The organism is Demequina litorisediminis, assembly GCF_030161615.1.
Taxonomy (GTDB): domain Bacteria; phylum Actinomycetota; class Actinomycetes; order Actinomycetales; family Demequinaceae; genus Demequina; species Demequina litorisediminis.
The window spans coordinates 1-1,862 of sequence record NZ_BSUN01000007.1 but is presented as its reverse complement, the minus strand read 5'-3'; the positions used below and the strand labels follow the sequence as shown (position 1 = coordinate 1,862).

Annotated in this window: 1 pseudogene; it reads right to left on the bottom strand. The window is 42.6% G+C overall.

From position 1 onward, the window contains the following. Positions 1 to 125 precede the first annotated feature (125 nt). Positions 126 to 1,372: pseudogene (locus QQK48_RS18460) on the bottom strand (IS110 family RNA-guided transposase). Between the last annotated feature and the right edge of the window lie 490 nt (positions 1,373 to 1,862).

Sequence of the window (1,862 nt, the reverse complement as noted above, 5' to 3'; positions counted from 1 at the left end):
TAAAGAGTCAAGATAAAAAATGAATTTATTGTTACTCTACTAAAAAATAGGCGCACTGAACTAGGCCTATGCAAATCAAGCGTTTTCATAGGCTGTTTCCTAGCAATGCGCAAATAACTTTTTCGTTATTTTTCTATCACGCTCCTAGGTGGCGTATAGAGTTGGTGGTTCCGTAGTAGCGTATCCACCAAGCGCACAAATTTTCTTGCAGTTAAAACGAGGGCTCTTTTGTGTTGATGTTTCGGTGTTTCTTGATACTTTTTACGATAAAAGGCTTGATATTCGGGCAAATGCCGACTGACAGAATTGGCAGCTTCAATTAAGTAGTAACGAAATAGCGATTGCCTTTTTTCGTTAAGGGGTGTTTTCAGCTTCATGACGTCCTGACTGATGCTTGGGCCAAGTGAGCCCGGCATACTTAGCTAAACTGGTTTGATCAGGAAAACGTTCGATTTGACCAATTTCAGCTAACAAGCCAGCGGCGTAAACAGGGCCTACACCAGGAATACTGGTTAAACATTGGTATTCGGGCACCGTTTGGACGAGATCTTCAATCCCTTGGTCACAGTCTTTAACGGCTTTTTCCAAGGAACGAATTTCACGCACAAGGATACCTAAGATCATATCGATCGATTCGCTCATGACTTGATCGAGCCGGTAGGAACTACGGACGGCTCGTTGGATCGTTTTCGCTAACCCTTCGGGGTCTTTAAAGCGGCCGCGCCCTTTGGATTGGAGCCATTCGGCCAAGTCTTTCAAAGGCAGGTTCGCCAAGTCGTCTAAGGACAAGTCTTGGGTGAAAAGATCCATGATGGCGGCACTGAAAACGGTCGTGGAACCTTCGGCTTCACGTAATTCCTTTTTAGGGTATTGCATTTATACGAAAGATTTTCGATAAAATGTTGTTTCACCTCCACTAATTGCCGCACGATTTGATATCGTGTACGAGTCAATCGTTGAAGGGCCATATATTTTCTCCTTTGATAGGAGAATTCGTATAGCGTTGAATCCGCAAGTAATCGGCGATCATGAACGCATCGATCGGGTCGGTTTTATCCGCATCAAACATTTTCATATATTGTTTAATTCGATGCGGATTTTCAATGGTGGTAATGGCGTGAATGGCTTGAAGCTGTTCATCTTGGTGAAAATTTACCGCTGGATGATAGCTATACATGGAAGTAGATTCCATACCAATCACAATCTGGTCAAACGAATAGGTTTCGTGAAAGGAGAGAATCTGTTCTTTCAGCTCCCAGGCACCTTGGGTATCATTGCCATAGGTGTGATTTAACAACACCACCATTTCATCGGTTAAATAACATGTATCTAGTTTTTCTGAGCTAACGTCTATACCTACAAATAATTTCACGGGAAGGACCTCCTTTCAAAAAAATTAGGAAAATGCTTCGATACTGTGGGCTTCCCAAGATACACGTTGTGTAATCACAACCTCGTTTACGAGAATATAATGACAAAGGGCAAGAGCTGCTTTTCCACCTTCTACTCAAGGTAGGCTTGTCCAAATGTCGAAACAGATAGTGTGTTGGTAATGATAACAACGGTCTGGGTTGCATGCTTAAACGCGTAGACAGAACTACAGGAGGAAATAGCACAATCCCATGTGGATCCTTTCCACTGACTATTATATCTCAGGAACCACACAATATCGAAACAAGATCCCAAACGCCCTCCGCTCGTTCAAGAATCACGAGCTGCGCGGAGCTCCGCTCCTTGCCTTGGCGAGCAAAGCTCGCTTTAACAAAAGGGAAACATTGTGTTGCTTAAAGCTTTTATTGATGAATGTTATTTATTTTATTTTCAAAGAACCAGAATGTTTGCATCAGAGATGATGCTTATAA